The following is a 20,671-nucleotide window of genomic DNA, read 5'->3' as shown; positions in this document are numbered from 1 at the left end:
GTGAGTGTGATATTTGAAGTGCCCGAGCCAGCCGGCTCGGATACAGCCGCAATAGGCACCGTCCGCTGCGTTCGGCCACTGCCGACACTGACTACAGTATCTCAGGCGACGGCCCGCCTATCTCTAAATCACACGACGCTGTCCCCCCGAGCGTTCCCCGGATGCCCGATGTACGTTTTGTAATTCTAATTCAGGGCCCAGCGGGGCTTCGACTTTCTATCAGAAACCGCAATCAGAAACTAGGCCGTACTACTCGCCGTGTACGATCCGATGACTTCGACCTCGAACGTTCGTTCCCCGGATGACCAGCAGTGCCACGGTGCCACTCGACGGCCAGCAACCGAGGGGCAGAACGCATGGACGTGACAGTTCTCGCCGACAACACGGTCGCGACGGGCATCCCGAAAGGCCTCCGCGGTGAGTGGGGGTTCGCTGCGGCCATCGGCGACGTGCTGTTCGACACCGGCCAGTCCGCTGCCGCCCTCGACAACGCACGGCTGCTCGACGTCGGACCGGAGTTCGACGACATCGTGTTGAGCCACGCCCACTACGACCACACCAGCGGGCTCGACGCGTTCCTCGACCCGTTCGAGAGCCCGACGGTCTACTGTCACCCCGACATCTGGCACGAGCGGTTCATCCGGGAACCGGCCGACGGCCGGACGCTGGACGACCCGGTCCACATCGGTATCCCGTACTCCCGGGCCGAGGTCGAATCGGGGGCCGACGTCGTGGAACACCGCGACCCCGTGGAAGTGCGCGACGGCGTGTACGCGCTCGGTGAGATTCCCCGCGCTCACGACGACAACCCCGCACATCTGCGCGAGGCGGACGGGGAACTGGTCGACGATTCGGTGCCGGACGACCAGTCGGTCGCCGTTCGCACCCCCGAGGGCACGGCCCTCGTTCTCGGATGCTGTCACGCGGGACTCCGAAACACTATCGAACACGCCGAGAGCGTCACCGGCCGTACGGTCCGCTACGTCATCGGCGGGACCCACCTCGTCGCCCGAGACGCGGACGAGATTCACGACCTGGCGGACTGGTTGGAGGGGAGACTCGACCTCTTTGCCGGGACCCACTGCACGGGGTTTCAGGCCGAGAAGATATTCTCGGAACGCCTTCCGGAGGCGTTCCGCTCCGTCGGCGTCGGGAGCACCCTCGAACTCCCGACCACCGCGTGACGTGACCGCACGTTCAACCCGGCGCTGTGGCTGTTCCGCTCGCTCGCCCGTCAGTTAGCGGGTCGAGGCCGCATCGACGAACACCGCGGCCAGCGGATCGACCACGGGCACGCACCCCAACCTCCGCGTGAACGCGGAGGAGGATGTCAGACGCCCTCTCTGAACTGTTCCAGGCGGTCCTCGAACTGGGTCCGGCAGGTCGAACAGCAGAAATGACGCATCTCCTCGTCGAGCCACTCGGACTCGCCTTCACTGTCGACAGTGTTTCCACACTCCGCACACGTCAGCGCGAATTCGGTCCCGTCGAGCGACGGTTGCCACTCGATTTCGTCGATGAGCGTCACCGTGTACTCCGCGTCGTCGGCCGGCTCCAGGAGACCGCTGAGCCACGTATGGACGCCGTGGACCTCCGCTCGCGCGTTGAACCAGAGCTCCCCGCCGGCCGTCACCATCACGTGCTCGACCGCGTCGGACGCGTCGAGACGCGACCGGAGCACGTCGAACGAGTTCTTCGGGTCGACCTGAACGAAAACCTGTGCGCCGGCGCCGAGCTGTGTCCGGTCGATATCCACGGTGAAGCGGTTGATTATCCCCGCGTCCTGCAGCCCTTCGACGCGTTCGGCGACGGCGGGTCCGGACATGTCTACTGCCTCGGCGATATCGGTGTACGTCCGGCGCGCATCGCGACTGAGGAGCCGCAGAATCTCGATGTCCGTCTCGTCGAGCGATGACATAGGCGGGAGTAGCGAGCGATACGAAAAGAATCTCCTGCTCCGCCATGGTGTCGCTCCGGACCTCGACCGATTTCATATAGCGCAAAAACATTTACCGAGCCCGACACGCTCATACCGAGGTTGACGAAAACGACTGTCTGGCCCGCTAGCTACCGGTCTAGCGTCGCCTCGGTGTCGATACCGTACACCTCGCGGGGTGTCTCGACGTGTGCCGTCCGGACCGCCGACTCCTCGCCCTCCTGTAGCAACCACCGCACGCGCCGCGGGACCGTCTTCGGCCCGAGCACGGCGCCGGGTCGTTCGGGGTCGTCGATGTAGTCGGTCTCCATCAGGAACGGCTCGCCGTCCTCGATAGCGACCAGCAGCTCGTCCTTGTCTGCCAGGACGGATTTGGTCGGTCCCTGCAGGCGGCCGCCCGAGTAGTGTTTGACGACTTGCCGACGGTCCATACCACGTTCCTCGGCCCACTCGGCCACGTCCTCGAACTCTTCGCCGCCTTCAGTGTGCAGTTGGACGGCGAAGTCGCCCTCCGCGGCCAGCTCGAAGGCGTGACACATCACCTCGTTCGAGGCGTCCCAGACGGCGTCGTCGACGTCGTAGTGTGGCCGGCCGGACTTGATGGCCAGTGCCGGACCGTCGCGGACGTACTCGCTCGCCACGTCCAGCCCCCGTTGCATGATGTCCCGGGCTTCCCCGGGCGAGTAGCCGTCCTCGACGAGTTTCGAGACGAGCGCCGGGTGGACGCCGAGCACTGGCCAGGCCCGGCCCGGAAGGACCTCGGTCGCGTCCGCGACGGCGCCCACTGTGAGGTCGAACACCTCGCGGAAGGTCCCCTCGTCGGTCGCGGCTTCGACGAGGTGCCACGAGGGCTTGTTGAGCACCAGCAGGTGGGTCCCGCCGTGGTCGGCGAACTCCGCGACGGCCTCGGTGTTTCGCCCCTGCACCGGGTCCAGATGCAGGTGGTTGTCGAGCACCGGCGTCTCGTCGATGTCCATACCCGGGGTCGGTGTTCCCGGGGCAAAAACTCCCCTACTCACGGCTCGGGCCGCTCAGTCGTTCGTTCGTGCTGAACCCCTCGAAATCGGCGATTTCCGGGCGCGCGAGACGGCTCTGCCGTCTCGTACGCTCTCTTTCCGGTCGGCCTCGCTCCCCGGCTCGCTTTCGGGGAACCGCACTGCGTTCGGGTTCTCGCTATTCCACGTCGGCCGACAGCGAGAGGGCGTCCTGGGCCGCGTTCTGGAGCGCGTCTGACTTCCCGTGTTCGCCCGGGGCCAGCGCCACGGTGCGGACGCCGTTGCGGGCGGCGACCTCCAGGGCCGGTTTGAAATCAGTGTCCCGGGAGGCCACGACCAGCACGTCGATGCGGTCGCTGGCGACGGCTTCGGTCGCGTCGACGGCGAGTCGCACGTCCACGTCCCCGCTGGTCGTGACGACCTCGAAGCCGCGCGCTTCGCCGGCCTGAATGAGGCCCGGAGAGGCGTTCTCGTCCAGGTAGAGCCGCGTCGCGGCCAGTGGCCCGTAGGACTCGGCGATGGTCCGTACGTCGTCGAGGTCGACGTCGAACTCGCTGCGCAGAACGTTCGGTCCGTCGACGAACAGACCGACGCGTTCCGTGTCGTCGCTTTCGTCGCGAAACCGACTCAGAAGGCTCATGCAGCCTTCTCACCGGCGACCGGGTTTAGCTCTGGTGTTTCGGTACGGACCCGATGGCGACCCGCTGTAAATCAGATAGCGCTATATAGAAATGCCGTCCCGGGGGTGGGGAATCCGTCGAGTTCGGAGTCCTCGAAACGGCCGTTGTTCTGGGTCTATCACGAACTGCGGCAAAGATGCTAGCTCGATACGTTCTGAGCTGTCACAGCCGCGGGGTTCAGTCGGGAGCTGGTGTTTAAAAGCGGCCCCATGAGTGTGGCAGTCGTCGTATCCAGCTACGTGCCGTGTCCTCACCTATCCCAGACTACAGTTCCATGAGGGTGGCACGAACACTGAGCACGGTCGTCGTTTCGAGTGAACACTGATGTCTATCACCAATACACTCCCGGACACTGACGCATCGTTACTACCCGACACCGATGTCGAATCTACCTACCGCGAGGTAAACAACGTCCAGTTACACGTCGTGGCTGCTGGCGACCCCGACGCCCCGCTGGTCGTCCTGCTACACGGGTATCCCGATTTCTGGTACGGCTGGCGCGACCAGATTCGTTCCCTCGTCCAAGCCGGCTTCCGTGTGGTCGTCCCGGACCAGCGGGGCTGTAACCTGAGTGCGCTCCCGACGGCATCGATGCGTATCGCCAGTCGGAACTAGCAGCTGACGTCTGCGGAGTGATCCACAGCGAGAGCCGGGAATCGGCCCACGTGGTCGGGCACGACTTCGGCGGGTTCGTCGCCTGGAACGTAGCACTCAGGCAGCCGTCGATCGTCGACCGGCTCGGGATACTCAACGTCCCGCATCCGACGGTGTATCGAGAGACGTTGCGGTACAGTCCCCAACAGATCGCTCGGAGTTGGTACGTCTGGTTCTATCAGATACCGAAGCTTCCCGAGTGGCTCCTGGGGAGGAACGACATGGCCAACATGGTCGAGTCGCTCCAGATAACTTCGAGCCCCGGAACGTTCGACGACGCAACGATAGACCGCTACAAGGCGTCCTGGCGCCAGACGGGTCTCGAACCGAGGATACACTGGTATCGTGGGTTCCGTCGCTCGGAGAGCCCGTCACGCGACACCGTTACCCAGCCGACGCTGATTTGTTGGGGGGAAGACGATGTCGCACTCCTCCCCTCGATGGCCGAAAAGAGCGTCGACTACTGTGAAAACGGTCAGGTACGGATGTTTCCCGGCGCTTCGCACTGGGTACACCACGAGCGTGCGGACGTAACTGAAGCGCTGCTCCGTCATCTCTCGTGAGCCGCGGCCACGACCCACCTGCTCACCGGCCGGTAACAGCGCCGCTGTCTCTGTGGCCGGAGCGATGGGCGACACCGGCCGATTTGATATCGCGCTATGTGATTTATACGCTCGACCGAAACCGCACCCGAAGGCCAACTCGTAAGGTCGCAGGGGGAGACGTACCACCCATGACACTGCGAGAATCGCCGCTCGCGGGGGTGTACGACGACCCCACCCTCACCGACTTCGGTGGCTGGGAGATGCCCGTCGAGTTCGACTCGATTCGGGCGGAACACACCGCCGTCCGCGAGGTTTGCGGGAAGTTCGACGTCTCACATATGGGCCAGGTCACCGTCTCCGGACCCGACGCGATGGCGCTCACCCAGCGGCTGACGACCAACGACGTGTCCTCCCTGGACCGGGGCGACGCCCAGTACGCGGCAATCACCGACGACGACGGTATCATGCTGGACGACACCGTGGTCTATCGACTGCCCGCCGGGACGGACGACGACTACCTCTTCGTTCCGAACGCGGGCCACGACGGTGAGATGACCGAGCGGTGGGCCAGTCATCGCGACGAGTGGGGACTGACCGCGACGGTGACCAACCGCACCGAGGCGTACGCTATGATGGCCCTCCAAGGCCCGGACGCACCGACCCTACTGGCTGCGGAGACGGACCTCGCTCTCGACGATATCGCCCGCTTCGAGGTCGCACGCGGAACCGTCGCCGGTGTGGACTCACTCGTCGCGCGGACGGGCTACACCGGCGAGGTCGGCTTCGAGATTCTCTGTCCGTCCGCGGACGCGGAGCGGCTGTGGACGGCGCTGGACTGCCAGCCCTGCGGGCTCGGCGCGCGCGACACCCTGCGTCTGGAGATGGGCTTTCTCCTCTCTGGCCAGGAGTTCCACCCGACCGACGAGCCGCGGACGCCGTACGAGGCCGACATCGGCTGGACGGTCGCGCTCGACACCGAATTCGTCGGTCGCGACGCGCTGGCCGCAGTCCAGCGCGAGGGCGCCAGAGAGCGCCTCGTCGGACTGGAACTGCTCGACCGGGGCGTTCCGCGCCACGGCTACGAGGTCACGGACGAGGCCGGCGAGCCGCTGGGCCACGTCACCAGCGGGACGATGAGCCCCACGCTCGGAGCCCCTATCGCGCTGGCGTACCTGCCGACCGACTACACCGAGCCCGACACGCCGGTCAGGGTAGTCATCCGCGGCGAACCGAAGGAAGCACGTACCCGGGCGACACCATTTATCGACAGATGAGCTTCGACGTACCCGACGACCTTCGCTATCTGGAATCGCACGAGTGGGTCAGGACCGACGACGGGACGGCGCGCGTCGGCATCACCGACTTCGCACAGGACGAACTGGGCGACGTGGTGTTCGTCGAACTCCCGAACGAGGGCGACGAAGTGGCCGCGGGCGACGAGTTCGGCGTCGTGGAGTCCATCAAGGCCGTCTCGGACGTTTACGCCCCAGTCTCGGGCACGGTGACGGCGGTCAACGAGGCGCTGTTCGACCAGCCGGAACTGGTCAACGAGGACCCGTTCGGCGAGGGGTGGATGCTCGACGTCGAACTGGCCGACGAGAGCGAGCTCGACGACCTGCTCGGAGCCGAGGCCTACCGCGACCAGACCGAGTGAGGGCCCGCGTACCACCCGTCCCGGACCGCCGGCCGACGGGGTGAATCGAGATAATGATATGCGGCCGGCCGTTACTGTTCGGTATCAATGTCCACCCGCGGGACCGTCCTATCTTTCCGGGAGCAAAAGCATGACTGACGAGTCGAGTCCCTACGCCCCCCACACGCCGGCCGAGACCGAGGCGATGCTCGACGCCGTCGGCGTCGACGACGTCGAAGCACTGTTCGACGTGCCCGATTCGGTCGCGTTCGACGGCGACTTTGGCATCCCCGCACACGGCGAACGCGAGGCGCGCCGGGAGGCGGCCAAGCTGCTCGGCCGCAACGACGAGCTGACCGAGTTCCTCGGCCGGGGCCACTACACGCACTACGTGCCGAGCGTGGTCGAGGACCTGTCGAGTCGCTCCGAGTTCCTGACCTCCTACACGCAGTACCAGCCCGAAATCGCCCAGGGGTTCCTGCAGGCCCTCTTCGAGTACCAGTCGATGCTGGTCGAACTCACCGGGCTGGACGTGGCCAACTGCTCGATGTACGACGAGGCGACGGCGCTGGGCGAGGCGGCGACGCTCTCTCAGCGGGTCCGCTCGGTGTCCGGCGAGACGATTCTCGTCCCCGAGCACCTGCGTGCCGGCAAGCGGGCCGTACTGGAGAATTACGCCGACGGCCCGGGGCTCGACATCGAGTCCTACCCGATGGCCGACGGGCAGGCCGACATCGAGGCGCTGGCCGAGACAGTCGACACCGACGTGGCGATGGTGTACGCCGAGACCCCGACGGTCCGGGGCGTCGTCGAGGAACGGCTCGCCGACATCGGCGACCTCGCCGAGGACAACGACGCGCTGTTCTGTCTGGGGTCGGACCCGGTGGCGCTGTCGCTGCTGGAACGGCCCGCCGACGTGGGCGCCGACGTGGTCGTCGGCGACGCCGCCTCGCTGGGGACCGGCACCGCCTACGGCTTCGGCTTGGGGATGTTCGCGACCCGCGAGGAGTATCTCCGGCAGGTCCCCGGTCGGCTGGTCGGGGCCAGCGAGGACGCCGACGGTCGACGCGCGTACACGCTGACCCTCCAGACCCGCGAACAGCACATCCGCAAGGAGCGGGCGACCTCGAACATCTGTACGAATCAGGCGTGGGTCGCGCTGCGGGCCGCGATGCACGCGGCGTGGCTCGGTCCCGACGGGCTCGTCGACCTCGCCGAGGACTGCGTGACGCGACCGCGCGACCTCGCGGCGCGGCTCGACGAGGTGGTCGGCGTGCAGGCGCCGGTCCACGACGGCCACCACTTCCGGGAGTTCGTCGCCCACACCGACCAGCCCGCGCGGGCCGTGGTCGACGACCTCGCCGCGGACGGCTACGGCGTCCACGCAATCGGCGAGCACCTGATTCAGGTGGCCGCGACCGAGGCGACCGCCGAAGCCGAGGAGGGCTTCGTCGGCGCGGTCACGGAGGTGGCGAAATGACGACGTACAACCAGGCGAGCTGGGTCGACGACGACGACGCACGCTACGAACCCCTGCTCTCGGAGAAGGCGTCGGAGACGGTCGATATCGAGGACTCGCCGCTGCCCGACGAGCTCACACGGGACTCGCTGACGCTGCCCGCCCCCGCCGAACCCGAACTCGCCCGCCACTACACCCGGCTCTCCCAGATGAACTACGGCGTCGAGAGCGGGCCCTTCCCGCTCGGCTCGTGTACCATGAAGTACAACCCGTCGTTCACGGAGGCCATCGCGGCCCGATCCGACGCCGCAGTCCACCCGGACCGGCCCGACAGCACCGTCCAGGGGACGCTGGCGCTGTGTTACCGGCTCCAGGAGTATCTGGGCGCTATCGGCGGGATGGACGCGGTGACGCTCCAGCCCCCGGCCGGCGCGGCCGGCGAGTTCACCGGTATCCAGATCGCCAAGGCCTATCACCGGCACAACGACGACGAGCGGTCGGAGGTCGTCATCCCCGATTCGGCCCACGGCACCAACTTCGCCACGGCGGCGATGGCGGGGTACAGCGTGGTCGAACTGCCGAGTGGCGACGACGGGCGCGTCGACATCGAGGCCCTGGAAGCGGCTGTCAGCGAGGAGACGGCGGCGCTGATGCTGACCAACCCCAACACGCTCGGCCTGTTCGAGCGCGACATCGAGCGAATCGCCGATATCGTCCACGAGGCCGGCGGCCTGCTGTACTACGACGGCGCGAACCTCAACGCCCTGCTCGGGCGAGCGCGACCCGGCGACATGGGGTTCGACGTGATGCACTACAACGTCCACAAGACGTTCGCCACGCCCCACGGCGGCGGCGGCCCCGGGGCCGGCCCGGTCGGTGTCACCGAGGCGCTGGCGCCGTTCCTGCCGGACCCACACGTCGAACAGACCGACGGCGGCTACGGCTACTACCGCCCCGACCGCTCCATCGGGAAGGTCCACGGCTACTACGGCAACTGGCCGGTGCTCGTGAAGACCTTCGCCTACATCACCCGACTCGGCGACTCCGGGCTCGCGGACGCGAGCGCCAAGGCCGTGTTGAACGCAAACTACCTCGCCGAGCAGATACCCTACGAGGTGCCCTTCGGCCCGTTCCACCACGAGTTCGTCGCCAGCGCGGCGCCACAGGACGCCGCCGACGTGGCCAAGGGGATGCTGGACCACGGGGTCCACCCGCCGACGACGAAGTGGCCAGAAATCGTCGACGAGGCGCTGATGACCGAGCCGACGGAGGGCGAGAGCCGGCGGTCGCTGGACCAGCTCGCCGCCGCCTTCGAGGCGGTCCACGGCGAGGACGACGGGACGCTCTCGACGGCGCCGCGACGGACTGCGGCCGGCCGCATCGACCAGGTGAGTGCGGCCCGGAGTCCGCGGCTCTCGTGGCAGGCGTTCGATTCCGAGCAGTGATAATCTCGGCGTCCAATTTATGTATCGGTAGCAGCCAGTCCCACACGTATTGACGAGCATGTCCGAGCAGCCGGTCGTCGTGTACGTCGGTCCCGAAGGGGACCGTACCGAGATTCGGGGCTCGCAGACGACGGTCTCCACCGCTGACGGCGTCCTCGAAACGCTTTCCGGGACTGCGCCGGACTGCCTCGTCTGTGCGCACGCCCCCGACGCCGGGACCGACGGTCTCGCGGTTCTAGAGCGAGTTCGGGAGCGCTATTCGGACCTGCCGGTGGTGCTGTGGACGGACGAGCCCGACGGGACCGTCGCCGCGCGGGCGACACAGCTCGGCGTCACGGAGTACGTCCCTCGGCGAGCGGTCGACCTCGAAGAGCGCCTCCGGGCGCTACTCGACGACGAGAGCGCCGCGACACCGACGCAGGACCCGACGGTGGGCGCGTCGTTCGACGCCGTCGCGGGGAGCATCTCGGACGCGCTCGTGACCATCGACGCGGAGGGCCGTATCGTCTACGCCAACGACGACCTCGCCGAACTGAGCGGCTACGACACCGAGGAACTGGTCGGTCGGGAGCTCACGACGCTGGTTCCGGAGCGACTGCGCGAGACACACAGTTCGGGGCTCGCCCGCTATCTGGCGACCGGCGAGCGCAGCGTCGACTGGGACTACATCGAACTCCCCATGGTCGACGCCGCGGGCGAGGAGCTGACCGTCGCCGTCTCCTTCGGCGACTTCGAGATAGACGGCGCGTGGTACTGTACCGGACTCATACGGGATATATCCGACCAGAAACGGCGCGAACGGGAGCTCGAACGGAACAACGAATCGCTCCAGGAGCTGACCCAGCTCGCCGCCGAACCGCTCGCCGACGACGAGATCATCGACCGCGTCCTCGAACTCGGCGCCGACCGGCTCGACCTCTCGCTGGGCTATCTCTCCCGCATCGACGGGACCGACTACGAGGTCGTCTCCGTCGTCGGTGACCACGACGTCATTCAGGACGGCGCCTCGACCGACCTCTCGAACACCTACTGTCGCCGTATCGTCGACGGCGAGGACGCTTTCAGCGTCCGCGACGCGCCCGCCGAGGGGTTGGCAGACGACAGCGCCTACCGGCTGTCCGGCATCGCCTGTTATCTCGGCGGGAAGGTCGTCGTCGACGGCGAGCTGTACGGGACCCTCTGTTTCGCGGACGAACAGCCCCGCACCGAGTCGTTCTCCGAGAGCGAACAGACGTTCATGCGGCTGCTGGCCGGGTGGACGAGCCGCGAGCTCGAACGGCGCCAGCGCAACGCCGACCTCGAACGGTACGAGAACGTCATCGAGGCCGTGGACGACGGCATCTACGCGCTCGACGAGACGGGCCACTTCGAGCTCGTCAACGACGCGATGACCGACCTCACGGGCCTCGACGAGTCGTCGCTGCTCGCCGCCCACACCAGCGACATCAAGTCCGACGAGGTCGTCGAACGGGCCGAGTCACTCGTCCGGTCGATGATATTCGGCGAGCGCGAGGACGACGAGGCGACCTTCGACCTGGAGATACAGCGGGCCGACGGCTCCTCGTTCCCGGCCGAGGACCACATGACGCTGCTGTGGGACGGCGAGACGTTCGAGGGCACCGCCGGCATCATCCGCGACATCACCGAGCGAAAGGAACGCGAACTCGAACTCCGGGAGGCCCACCGCCGCATCGAGCAGATACTCGAACGCATCGGCGCGGCCTTCTTCGCGGTCGACGACGACTGGGAGCTGACCTACTGGAACACCCGCGCCGAGGAAGTGCTCGGACGGCCGGCCGACGAGGTCCTCGGCGAGGACCTCTGGGAGATGTTCCCCGACGCCGTCGACGCGACGTTCTACGAGGCCTACCACGAGGCGATGGAGAGCCAGTCGCCGGTCGCGTTCGAGGAGTACTACCCGCCGGTCGGGAAGTGGTTCCGGGTCAACGCCTACCCCTCGGCGAACGGGCTCTCGGTGTACTTCCACGACATCACCGACCAGCGGGAACGCGACCGGAAGCTCTCCGGGCTCCTCGAAACGACGCGGTCGCTGATGCAGGCCCACACCGCCGAGGCCGTCGCCGAGACGGTCGTCGACGCGGCCGAGGGGGAACTCGGCTTCGACCTGAATCTGGTCCGGCTGTACGACGAGGAGACGGGGTGTCTGGAGCCGGTGGCCGCCACCGACGGGATGCCCGACCGACCGCGGTACGGCGCCGACGAGGCGTTCCCGGGCGAGGCCTACCAGCGCGGCGAGACGATTCGGGTCGACGACTTCGACGAGGTGACGAACTACGACAGTCAGGACGCGACGGCCGCGATGTACGTCCCGCTTGCCGACCACGGCGTGTTGAGCGTCGCCACGTACGGGACGCAGGCGTTCGACGACGCGGACGAGTCGGTCGCCGAGATACTCGCCTCCAACGCCGCGGCCGCGCTGGACCGCGTCGAGCGCGAACAGGACCTGCTGCGGTACGAGACCGTCATGGAGAACGTCCGGGACATGGTGTACGTCCTCGACGAGACGGGCCGTTTCCAGCTGGTCACCGAGCCGCTTGCGGAGTGGCTCGGCTACGAGCGCGCCGAGCTCCACGGGCGCCACCCGACGCTCGTCCTCGACGAGGCGTCGGTCGAGGCCTTCGACAGGCGCATCCGTGACCTCCGCCGGAGCGGCGAGGACGGGACGATACAGATGGAGACGACGCTGTTTGCGGCCGACGGCGGGGAGCGCCCGGTCGAAATCGAGGTGTCACTCATCGACGAGGCCGGCTTCCGCGGCACCGCCGGCGTCGTCCGCGACCGGACGGCGCTCGAACAGGCCCGCGAGGAGCTCCGGGACGAGCGGGACCGCTTCTCGTATCTGTTCAACAACCTCCCCGACGCCGTCGTCGAGACGGAGTACACCGACGACGCCACGCGCGTTCGGTCGGTGAACCCGGCCTTTACCGACGTCTTCGGCGTCGACCAGCGGACCGTTCTCGACGACGAACTGGACGAGTACATCCTCCCGCCAGACGAGGACGCACAGCGGGAGGCCAGCCGGCTGAACGCACAGGGCGCCGCCGGCGAGACAGTCGAGGCCGAAATCCGTCGCCGGACGGCCGACGGCTTCCGCGATTTCCTCTTCCGTGGCATCCCCTACCGCCGCGACGACGGCCGCCTCTGGAGCTTCGGCATCTACACCGACATCACCGACCAGAAGGAACGCCAGCGCCGACTTGAGGTGCTGAACCGCGTCCTCCGGCACAACCTCCGAAACGACCTGACCGTCGTGCTGGGGCTGGCCGACGAGCTCCACGAGCGGACCGACGACGAGAGCCACCGCTCGCTGCTAGAGCGACTTCAGGACAAAGCTGAAGCGATAGCCTCCCTCAGCGACCGCGCCCGCGAGATAGAGCGCTCCGTCCGGCGGGACGACGCCGGGGCGGACCCGGTCGACGTCACCGAGACGGTCGCGACGCTCGCGGCGCAGTACGAGGACCGCTACGACGCGCATATCGACACGTCGCTCCCGCCGACGGCCGTCGAGGCCGCGGACGGTCGGTTCGGCCGCGTCGTCGGCGAACTGCTGGAGAACAGCCTCGAACACGCCGGCGAGGAGCCGACCGTGTCCGTCGACGTCGAGCCGACCCCGGAGACGGTGTCGGTCACCGTCACCGACGACGGGCCGGGTATCCCGGACCACGAACTCGACGTGTTGACCGGCGACGAGCCGATAACGCAGCTGAGCCACGGGAGCGGGCTGGGGCTCTGGCTCGTCATCTGGGTCGTCGAGAGCTACGGGGGGACGGTGTCGTTCGAGAACACCGCAGGCGGCGCGAGCGTCACGCTGTCGCTCCCGCGGACGGATGCCTAGGTCGCGGCGCGGATCTTGTCCGCGAGGACGCTGTACTGTTCGGTCCCGGTCCCCTTCTGGACGAACCCCGTCACACCGGCGTCGGCGGCCGCCGGCTGCACGTCCTCGGGCTCGCGGGCGCTGAACAGCAGGAAGGGCAGCGGTCGGTCCCGGTCCCGAAGCGCCGCACAGAGTTCGAGACCGTCGAGGCGCGGCATCTTGTAATCGCTGACGACCACGTCGTAGTCGCCCGTCAGCGCCAGTTCCAGTGCGGACTCGGGGTCGGCTTCGCTCGTTACGTCGAGGTCGTCCTCCTGCTCCAGAAACGTCTGGACGATTTCCAGCACGTCCCTGTCCTCGTCGACCAGGAGCACCTCGATGCTCATCCCGTGACGGTACCAGCTTCTAAAATAAAAACCTACGGTCACCGCATCGCGGCGAGGTCGACGAACGCCGCCCGGTCGGCGCTCAGCCACGTCGACATCCGCGCGTCGCCGGCGCTCTCCGGCGGGTAGATCGTCCCGCGGTCCGGACCGTCGGTGTACCGGACGACGGTCAGCGACAGTTCCACGGCCGGTCGGTCGGTGGCCGACGCGGCCACCCGCTTTGAATCCAGACTCATCCTGCAGGTCGACGGAACAGGGGGACGGCTAAAACGGCTGCTAAGAACGCTCAGTACCGCTATATAGGCGTTAGGCGCTCTGTGCTGTGTCGACCTCGCCGTCGATACGGACGAACCCGTAATCACACTCCCCGCAGTGCCACTTGACCTTCTGCCCGAGATGCATCGTCGTGCTGGCGACCTTCCAGAACTCGCGGTACTCCTCGCAGTTCGGGCAGTAGTGCTCCAGTTCGAGGCTCATGGCACCGTCTTACTCGCCCGAGCAATTGAAGCTCCCGGTTCCGGGACAGGTGTGGCTCGTAGTCGTCGGGACGATTACAGTTCTGGCGCCCCGGCGTGTCCCCGTAACGGGCGACTCTGTTTCGGCACGGCAACGAGCCGTGTTCACAGCTCTGTCTCCGGTTTCTCGACCCGAACAGGCAAACGGCCGGACCACGTACTGCGAACATGACCACGGTCGAGGACGGAGAGGCACCACTCACGGCGCTGGAACGCGACGCAGCGGCCCTCCCGCCGTCCGAGACAGCCACGGCGACGTTCGGGATGGGCTGTTTCTGGGGGCCGGACGCGCGGTTCGGCGCGATGGACGGGGTCGTCCGGACGCGTGTCGGCTACGCGGGCGGGACCGAGCCGGAGCCGAGCTACTACTCGCTGGGCGACCACACCGAGGTCGTACAGGTCGAGTACGACCCGGAGATGCTGGAGTACGACGCCCTCCTGAACGCGTTCTGGGCGAACCACAGCCCGTTCTCGGCGCCGCACAAGCGACAGTACCGCGGGGTCGTGCTGGCCCACGACGGGGCACAGCGCGAGGCCGCCGAGGCGTCGGCAGCGGCGCTGGAAGCGCGGACGGGCCAGTCCGTCGAGACGGCTATCGAGTCACTCGACGCGTTCACGCCCGCCGAGGCGTACCACCAGAAGTACGAACTGCGCTCGACGCCGGTGCTCGGCGACGAACTCGAAGATATCTACGGTCCGGCGCTGGTCGACTCGACGGTCGCGGCGCGGCTGAACGGGTTCGTCGCGGGCCACGGCGGGGCCGACCAGCGCGACGCTCTGCTCGCCGAGGTCGCGCTCTCGCCGGCGGCGCTGTCGGAGCTCGAACGGCGGCTGTGAACGGCGCCGTCGCGGGCGAACGAGAATATAAGAGCGTGGCAGCCCCAGCCACGAACATGACGATCTACACCGGTCGCGGTGACCAGGGTCAGACCGACCTGCGGACGATGGACCGCGTCTCGAAGGACTCCCGGCGCATCGAGGCCTACGGGACCGTCGACGAGGTGAACGCGCTGGTCGGCGTCGTCCGGCCGACTGGCCACGACGACATCGACGACGACCTGCGGACCATCCAGAACCACCTCCACATCGTGCAGGCGGACTTCGCGAACCCCCAGCCCGACGAGGACGACCCCCAGATCACCGAGGAACACGTCGACACTATCGAGGAGATGATAGACGACGCCGACGAGGAGCTGGACCCGCTGGAGTCGTTCATCCTGCCGTCGGGCTCGCCGCCTGGCGCGAAACTCCACCACGCACGGGCGGTCTGCCGGCGCGCGGAGCGGCGCTGTGTCTCGCTGGCCGCCGAGGAGGCCGGCATCAACGGGACCGCTATCATCTATCTCAACCGCCTCTCGGACACGCTGTTTACACTCGCGCGGCTTGTCAACAAGCGCGAGGGCGTCCGCGAGGAGAGTCCGGAGTACTGAGACGCGGTACGGCTTCTCGGAGAAATGTACCACAGCGCCGGCGGGGACTGGCCTTCCGGACTCAGTTCGCGCCGCGGGCGAGCGACTCGCCGTCCTCTTCGCGGACGGCGATACCCCGCGAGCGCAGTTCCGAGGCCAGCTTCCCGGTCTGGACGTTGCCGTAAGTAGCGGCCTGTTCGAGGCCGAGCGTTCCGCCGCGGTACAGTGTCAGCGCCGTCGTGAGGGACCTGTATGACATCGTTCTTCGTTCGAGTGGTATCTCGGCAGAGTATTAAAGTTTCTCAGTCAATAAGTAGCACACGTAGGCTATTAGGCGGTACATAAGAAAACAGATATTCAATTACACTCCCAAAAAGTCGTGGATTGATACATCGCCACTCCACTCGTGTCGGAGCCACACACCGACCCGACGCGGTCCAGCGTCGGTTCGCAATAGCAAAGTGACCGGCCCGGAAGGGTGAGGTATGAAAGCGACCGCGAAGGCCCACCCGATTCAGGGGTTGGTGAAGTACCACGGGATGCGCGACGAGGAGCGGCGGATGCCGTACCACGACAGCATCTCCGTCAGTACAGCGCCCAGCCGAACGAAGACCACCGTCGAGTTCGACCCCGAACTCGACGCGGACAGCTACGTCATCGACGGCGAGGCCGTCGAGGGTCGCGGCGCCGAACGCATCGACTCGGTCGTCGACCACGTCCGCGACATCGCGGACATCGACCACGGGGTCCGGTTCGAGTCGACCAACGACTTCCCGACGAACATCGGCTTTGGGTCCTCCTCGTCGGGTTTCGCCGCGGCGGCGACGGCGCTGGTCGAAGCGGCCGGGCTCGACATGACTCGCCCCGAGATCTCGACGGTCGCGCGCCGGGGCTCCGCCTCGGCCGCCCGCGCCGTCACCGGCGCGTTCTCGCACCTCAAGACCGGCGTCAACGACCGGGACTGCCGCAGCGAGCGCATCGAGACCGACCTCGAAGACGACCTGCGCATCGTCGCCGGGATGGTCCCCTCCTACAAGGAGACCGAGGCCGCCCACCGGGAAGCCGCCGACAGCCACATGTTCCAGGCACGGATGGCCCACATCCAGTACCAGATTTCGGACATGCGCGACGCGCTGTACGACGGCGACTTCGGCCGCGCGTTCGAACTGGCCGAACACGACTCGCTGTCGCTGGCCGCGACAACGATGACCGGCCCCGCGGGCTGGGTGTACTGGCAGCCCCGCACCATCGAGATTTTCAACACCGTTCGGGAGCTCCGCGAGGAGGAGGACGTTCCGGTGTACTTCTCGGTCGACACCGGCGCGAGCACCTACGTCAACACCACCGAGGAGTACGTCGACCGCGTCGAGAAGGCGGTGGCGGACTGCGGCGTCGACACCCGTATCTGGGAGGTCGGCGGGCCCGCAACCGTGCTGGACGAAGACGACGCGCTGTTCTGAGTAGCGGGCGGCGCAGTGTCCTCCGCTACTACCGAGAGCCCGAAAGTCCCGTCGGGCTGAACCGGGGGCTTTCTGGCTGTTTGCAGTGTCGCTATCCGGCCCCACTGTGTGGAGTGCCGACCTTCCGACACCGAGACTGCCGGAACAAGATTATCCCCGTCCAGTCCTAACCCCGCTTCATGCTAGTCGCGGTTCTCGGTGCCGGCTACGCCGGTCTGACCCTCGCTCGGACGCTCGAACGGACCCTCCCCGACGACGCGGAGCTAGTCGTCGTCGACGAGTCCGCTGACCACCTCGTCCAGCACGAGCTCCACCGGGTCGTCCGCCGGCCGTCGCTGGCCGACGACATCACGGTCACGCTTACCGACGCGCTCGACTGTACGGTCCGCCGGGCCTCGGTGACCGATATCGACGCCGACGCGGGCGAAGCGACGCTGGAACGCCCGGGCGGAGGCGAGGAGACGCTCGACTACGACGTGGGCGCGGTGTGTCTCGGCGCCCGGACGGCGTTCTACGGTTTAGCGGGCGTGCGCGAGCACGCCACGCCGCTGAAGCGGCTCGCAGACGCCCGGGAGATACGCGCGGACTTTCTCGACCTCGCCGACGGCGACCGCGTCGTCGTCGGCGGCGCGGGGCTGTCGGGCGTGCAGGTCGCCGGCGAACTGGCCGAACTGGCCGACGAGGCGGCCGTCGACGCCGAGGTCTGCCTGCTCGAACAGGAGCCCGAGGTCGCCCCCGCGTTCCCCCAGTCGTTCCAGCGGGCCGTCCACGATGCCCTGCTCGACGCCGGGGTCACGGTCCGGACGGGGACGGGCGTCTCGCGGGCCGACGGCGAGACCATCGAACTCGACACCGGCGGCGAACTCGGCTACGACCAGTTCGTCTGGACCGGCGGCATTCAGGGGCCGCCGGCAATGCGCGACGACCGGCCCGTCGTGCGTGCGGACCTCCGACTCGGCGAGTCGACCTTCGCAGTGGGCGACGTGGCCCGCGTCGTCGACAGCGACGGCGCGGCCGTCCCGGCGAGCGCCGCGGCGGCCATCCGGGAGGCGAGCGTGGCCGCCGACAACGTCCGGGCGCTGGTCGAGCACCGGCGAGACGGCGACGGCTTCGAGCCGCGACTCGCCCGCTACCGCTTCGACGTGCCCGGCTGGCTGGTCTCGGTCGGCGACGACGCGGTCGCGAAGGTCGGGCCGACGGTGCTGACCGGCCGTCCGGCGCTGGCGCTCAAGACCACCGTCGGCGCGGGCTATCTGAGCAGCGTCGGCGCGATACGGGAAGCGACTGAGCTCGTCCGCGAGGAAGTGGGCATCGCCGACGAGGGCGCCCCGGAGCCCGAGGTCGACGATATCGTGGACGTGTCCGAACACGCGGAGTAGCCCTAGCCGGTGTCGGTTTCGAGGAGCGTCGTCGTCCAGTTGTCGCTCTCGGTGAGCCGCTTGCCCGCCGGCGTCCAGCTGTCCAGCGCCCGGACGAGATGGGGCCGCTCGTCGGTCAGATACGAGAGGGGCGCCGTGTCGTCGTGGTGGAAGCCGTAGTCCCGGAGCAGGCCACGGGGAAGCGTCGACGGCGCGACGAAGAGGTCCGAGGTCGGAAACGCCGACTGCACGCGCGCTACGAGCGCACGGACCAGCGGCTCTCGGCGGTCGTGGCCGGTCAGGGGCAGGACGTCGACGATTCTGGTGACCTCCGGGCCGTACAGCTTGCCGGCGGGGACGCGAGCGACGACCACCGCGGCGCGGGCCTCCCCCGACTCGGCGACGAACGCCGAGTAGTCCCAGTTGGGGTTCGAGAGCCGCCACCGGTAGAACTGGGCGTCCCGGTGGGCGTGTATCGTGTCGGGGGCAGTGGTCTCGTACAGTCCGGCCAGTTGCTCGACGGGCACTGGCTGCTCGTGTCGGACCGAGACCGCAGGCTGAGGTCGGCGCCGTCGCTCGCGAAGCCGGTTGTACGCCGAGGCGAGCCGCGTGCCGACAGCGCCGGCCAGCTCCGCTCCCGGGGCGGTCGTTCGAGCCGTGAGAAACGGCGTGACGTTCTCGACGCGGTAGGCCAGCGGGGCCGACCCGACACGCTGCCAGCCGAGCTTCTCGTTGCCACGCAGCGTCACCTCGTTCGGGAAGTTGAAGAAGAAGGCGCGCTCGCGGTCCTCGTACCGCTCGATGGCGCGCTCGGTCATCCGCGTGAACAGGCCCTGTCGCCGGTGGTCGGGCCGCACCATCGTATCACAGGGTTCCAGCGCCCCGTACTCGTCGCCACCGACGGTCATCGGGAGCGCGAAGAAAGAGCGCGCCCCGACGAGGTCGCCGTTCTCGGTGGCGACGACTATGGGCACGTGGTCGACGTAGGGGTTCGAGACGTACTTCCAGTCGAACCACTCCGGGCTGTGGCTCCACGTGTCGAGAACGTCGGCATAGAGGTCGAGGTACTGTGCTCTGTCGCCGGGTCGGTACCAGCGGATGGTGTACGAAGACATGAACAGGCTCTCATCTCCGACACCGACCGGTCTTGTTATTTCATCCTTTCAGTGACCGGCCTCGGAAATCAGGGTTTCAAAAACACTCCGCGGGACCTACGGCGGCCTTACTCCCGTCCACGCGACCGACCGCGGCGAGTAACGGGGCGCCATCGTTCGGTACCGCTAGCTTGTGGGAAGTGGCTCACTGCCGGCGGCGGGCGACGAGCGCTGCCACGAGCGCGGCGACGACCGCGCCGACGGCGGTGAAGCCGGGGCCGTCACCGGCGGTCGTGGTCGGGGTGGCCGTCCCCGACGCACTGACGGCCGCATCGGGGCCGAAGTAGAGCTGCCGGGTCATGTTGCGAACCACGTAGACGACGCTGCGCGGGGCCGGCTGGTTGAGGTCGCGGACGTTGACGCGGACGGTCGTGTTCGTCTGCCCGGCCCGCGTGCTCGCGAACGGCTCCTCGTTCGCGATGCCGGCGGTCCGCTCGGTGACGACCAGCACTTCGGGGTCGAGCCGCAAGACGACCTCGTCGCTCAGTTGCGGGTAGCCCGAGTGGTCCCGCGCCGCGACGTTGTCGGCGCCGACGACGTCGAACAGCGCGTCGATGAAGGTGTCGCCGCCGGCGACGTAGCCGCCGCCCAGCGAGTACAGCACCGTCGGCTGGTCCTCGATATCGGCGGTGAGCTGGCGCACCGTCTCGACGTTGGCGTTCATCCACGTGTTCGTCTCGGCCGCCCCGTCGCAGTTACCGGTCACGCGTCCGATGGTGGCGGTCTTCTCGGCGATGTCGTCGACGGTCTTCGCTTCGCGCAGGTGGTACACCGTCAGCCCCGCCTCGCGAAGCCCCTGGACCTCCCCGGCGCTGGCGTTTGGCGCGATGACGAGGTCCGGGTTCGTCCCGACGACCGTCTCGCGGCTCACGCCGAAACTGGCCGAGACGTTCGTCCGGCTCTCGGCCCCGTCCAGATACGCGGCGTACTGGGTGAGCCCGACGACCTGGTCGCGGCCGCCGATCTCCCACATCGTCTGTGCGGCCGAGGGGTTCGTCGTCACCACTCGGTCGGGGCGCTCTTCGATGGTCACTTCGGTCCCGGTCGCGTCGGTCAGCGTCGTCGGGAACGAACAGTTCTGGCCGGTCTGCTGTGCACTCGCGACCGCCGGTGTCGCCGAAAGCGACGCGAGCACGAGCAGTCCGGCGACGAGTGTCGCGAATCGTCGCATCGTGTGGTCGGCTGGTGGGTAACAATAAATATTTAC

At 67.6% G+C, this 20,671-nt stretch carries 19 protein-coding genes and 1 pseudogene; 11 read left to right on the top strand and 9 right to left on the bottom strand.

Annotated elements, in window-relative coordinates:
* Window positions 1–356 precede the first annotated feature (356 nt).
* On the top strand, window positions 357–1,184 hold the full coding sequence (locus NDI56_RS08380) for an MBL fold metallo-hydrolase (RefSeq protein ID WP_310919009.1): 828 nt from the start codon (window positions 357–359) through the stop codon (window positions 1,182–1,184).
* 146 nt (window positions 1,185–1,330) lie between these two features.
* Here NDI56_RS08380 and NDI56_RS08375 read toward each other — a convergent pair whose 3' ends face one another.
* From NDI56_RS08375 to NDI56_RS08365, 3 genes are all read right to left on the bottom strand, one after another.
* Window positions 1,331–1,918: an AsnC family transcriptional regulator gene (locus NDI56_RS08375; RefSeq protein ID WP_310919008.1), complete on the bottom strand. Its 588-nt coding sequence runs from the start codon at window positions 1,916–1,918 to the stop codon at window positions 1,331–1,333.
* A gap of 149 nt (window positions 1,919–2,067) precedes the next feature.
* Window positions 2,068–2,913 (bottom strand): TatD family hydrolase, encoded by an 846-nt coding sequence (locus NDI56_RS08370; protein WP_310919007.1) that lies wholly within the window; start codon window positions 2,911–2,913, stop codon window positions 2,068–2,070.
* Window positions 2,914–3,109: 196 nt separating this feature from the next.
* Complete coding sequence (locus tag NDI56_RS08365) at window positions 3,110–3,571, bottom strand: NYN domain-containing protein (RefSeq protein ID WP_310919006.1); 462 nt, start codon at window positions 3,569–3,571, stop codon at window positions 3,110–3,112.
* A 364-nt stretch (window positions 3,572–3,935) separates the two neighbouring features.
* Here NDI56_RS08365 and NDI56_RS21740 point away from each other — a divergent pair.
* The 6 genes and pseudogenes from NDI56_RS21740 to NDI56_RS08330 all read left to right on the top strand — a co-directional run bounded on the left by NDI56_RS21740 (window position 3,936) and on the right by NDI56_RS08330 (window position 13,203).
* Window positions 3,936–4,828 (top strand): annotated as a pseudogene (locus NDI56_RS21740) (alpha/beta fold hydrolase).
* Window positions 4,829–4,998: 170 nt separating this feature from the next.
* On the top strand, window positions 4,999–6,084 hold the full coding sequence (gcvT, locus tag NDI56_RS08350) for a glycine cleavage system aminomethyltransferase GcvT (RefSeq protein ID WP_310919003.1): 1,086 nt from the start codon (window positions 4,999–5,001) through the stop codon (window positions 6,082–6,084).
* Window positions 6,081–6,464: a glycine cleavage system protein GcvH gene (gcvH, locus tag NDI56_RS08345; protein ID WP_310919002.1), complete on the top strand. Its 384-nt coding sequence runs from the start codon at window positions 6,081–6,083 to the stop codon at window positions 6,462–6,464. Before gcvT ends, gcvH begins: the two co-directional genes overlap by 4 nt.
* A 130-nt stretch (window positions 6,465–6,594) precedes the next feature.
* A complete protein-coding gene (gene gcvPA, locus NDI56_RS08340; RefSeq protein ID WP_310919001.1) occupies window positions 6,595–7,923 on the top strand; it encodes an aminomethyl-transferring glycine dehydrogenase subunit GcvPA in 1,329 nt (442 codons plus the stop codon).
* A complete protein-coding gene (gene gcvPB, locus NDI56_RS08335) occupies window positions 7,920–9,347 on the top strand; it encodes an aminomethyl-transferring glycine dehydrogenase subunit GcvPB (RefSeq protein ID WP_310919000.1) in 1,428 nt (475 codons plus the stop codon). Before gcvPA ends, gcvPB begins: the two co-directional genes overlap by 4 nt.
* Window positions 9,348–9,405: 58 nt before the next feature.
* Window positions 9,406–13,203 (top strand): PAS domain S-box protein, encoded by a 3,798-nt coding sequence (locus NDI56_RS08330; RefSeq protein ID WP_310919629.1) that lies wholly within the window; start codon window positions 9,406–9,408, stop codon window positions 13,201–13,203.
* Here the strand turns inward: NDI56_RS08330 and NDI56_RS08325 are convergent.
* The 3 genes from NDI56_RS08325 to NDI56_RS08315 form a co-directional block, all read right to left on the bottom strand.
* On the bottom strand, window positions 13,200–13,568 hold the full coding sequence (locus NDI56_RS08325) for a response regulator (protein ID WP_310918999.1): 369 nt from the start codon (window positions 13,566–13,568) through the stop codon (window positions 13,200–13,202). The genes NDI56_RS08330 and NDI56_RS08325 overlap by 4 nt on opposite strands.
* 38 nt (window positions 13,569–13,606) lie before the next feature.
* Window positions 13,607–13,804, bottom strand: coding sequence for a DUF7511 domain-containing protein (locus NDI56_RS08320; RefSeq protein ID WP_310918998.1), 198 nt, complete (start codon window positions 13,802–13,804; stop codon window positions 13,607–13,609).
* Window positions 13,805–13,874: 70 nt separating this feature from the next.
* Entirely contained in the window at window positions 13,875–14,045 is a 171-nt protein-coding gene (locus tag NDI56_RS08315) for a DUF7838 family putative zinc beta-ribbon protein (protein WP_310918997.1), read from the bottom strand.
* Window positions 14,046–14,251: 206 nt separating this feature from the next.
* On the opposite strand from NDI56_RS08315, the gene NDI56_RS08310 reads away from it, so the two are divergent.
* Both NDI56_RS08310 and NDI56_RS08305 read left to right on the top strand, forming a co-directional pair.
* Window positions 14,252–14,920 (top strand): peptide-methionine (S)-S-oxide reductase, encoded by a 669-nt coding sequence (locus NDI56_RS08310; protein WP_310918996.1) that lies wholly within the window; start codon window positions 14,252–14,254, stop codon window positions 14,918–14,920.
* Between the two features lie 56 nt (window positions 14,921–14,976).
* Window positions 14,977–15,513 (top strand): cob(I)yrinic acid a,c-diamide adenosyltransferase, encoded by a 537-nt coding sequence (locus NDI56_RS08305; protein WP_310918995.1) that lies wholly within the window; start codon window positions 14,977–14,979, stop codon window positions 15,511–15,513.
* A gap of 61 nt (window positions 15,514–15,574) precedes the next feature.
* Here the strand turns inward: NDI56_RS08305 and NDI56_RS08300 are convergent, their stop codons facing one another.
* Complete coding sequence (locus NDI56_RS08300; protein WP_310918994.1) at window positions 15,575–15,751, bottom strand: DUF7317 family protein; 177 nt, start codon at window positions 15,749–15,751, stop codon at window positions 15,575–15,577.
* A 226-nt stretch (window positions 15,752–15,977) separates the two neighbouring features.
* Between NDI56_RS08300 and mvaD the strand changes: the two genes are divergently transcribed.
* A complete protein-coding gene (gene mvaD, locus NDI56_RS08295) occupies window positions 15,978–16,952 on the top strand; it encodes a phosphomevalonate decarboxylase MvaD (RefSeq protein WP_310918993.1) in 975 nt (324 codons plus the stop codon).
* A gap of 179 nt (window positions 16,953–17,131) precedes the next feature.
* A complete protein-coding gene (locus tag NDI56_RS08290) occupies window positions 17,132–18,331 on the top strand; it encodes an NAD(P)/FAD-dependent oxidoreductase (protein ID WP_310918992.1) in 1,200 nt (399 codons plus the stop codon).
* Window positions 18,332–18,333: 2 nt separating this feature from the next.
* Here the strand turns inward: NDI56_RS08290 and NDI56_RS08285 are convergent, their stop codons facing one another.
* Window positions 18,334–19,425 carry a GNAT family N-acetyltransferase gene (locus NDI56_RS08285; protein WP_310918991.1) on the bottom strand — a complete coding sequence of 364 codons (1,092 nt, stop codon included), beginning with the start codon at window positions 19,423–19,425 and terminating at the stop codon, window positions 18,334–18,336.
* Between the two features lie 184 nt (window positions 19,426–19,609).
* Window positions 19,610–20,635, bottom strand: coding sequence for a PGF-CTERM-anchored ABC transporter substrate-binding protein (locus tag NDI56_RS08280; RefSeq protein ID WP_310918990.1), 1,026 nt, complete (start codon window positions 20,633–20,635; stop codon window positions 19,610–19,612).
* Window positions 20,636–20,671 lie beyond the last annotated feature (36 nt).

This window comes from Halomicroarcula saliterrae (assembly GCF_031624395.1).
GTDB classification, from domain to species: Archaea; Halobacteriota; Halobacteria; order Halobacteriales; family Haloarculaceae; genus Haloarcula; species Haloarcula saliterrae.
Note: the sequence above shows the minus strand (reverse complement) of the source record. Positions and strands in the feature narration are given on the sequence as shown.